Raw genomic sequence first — 336 nt, 5'->3', positions numbered from 1 at the left:
TAACTTATCAAATTCTTTTACAATATTATAAGCGTAATTCTGTAATTCTTGCAACTTTCTCTTTTGAATCATTGTGCTTACTTTACTTGCACGATTTAATACCTTATCTGTTCCTTTAGTACCTGATAATATATTATTAATATCTCTTTTTAAATTCATAAGCTCTCTAGATTTTTTTGCTAAATCTTCTCTATCAAACTCTATTTTCCCCATTCTTTTCTCCCACCGTGTATTTTTCTTTTGCTCCTCTATTTCTTTTTCTTTTCTTCCATTGCTATATCCTTTGATAAATTATTTAGGCTTTTTTTCATTCCATCTAATCCATCACTTAATTTC

The 336-nt window shown here is 27.7% G+C and carries 1 protein-coding gene; it reads right to left on the bottom strand.

All coding sequences use genetic code 11. The features are described from left to right. Nucleotides 1-213, bottom strand: a 213-nt coding sequence (locus FAY47_RS19980) for a hypothetical protein (protein WP_143318656.1), incomplete at its 3' end; no start/stop codon positions are given. Between the last annotated feature and the right edge of the window lie 123 nt (nucleotides 214-336).

Source organism: Clostridium sp. HBUAS56017, assembly GCF_007115085.1.
GTDB classification, from domain to species: domain Bacteria; phylum Bacillota; class Clostridia; order Clostridiales; family Clostridiaceae; genus Clostridium; species Clostridium cibarium.
Note: the sequence above shows the minus strand (reverse complement) of the source record. Positions and strands in the feature narration are given on the sequence as shown.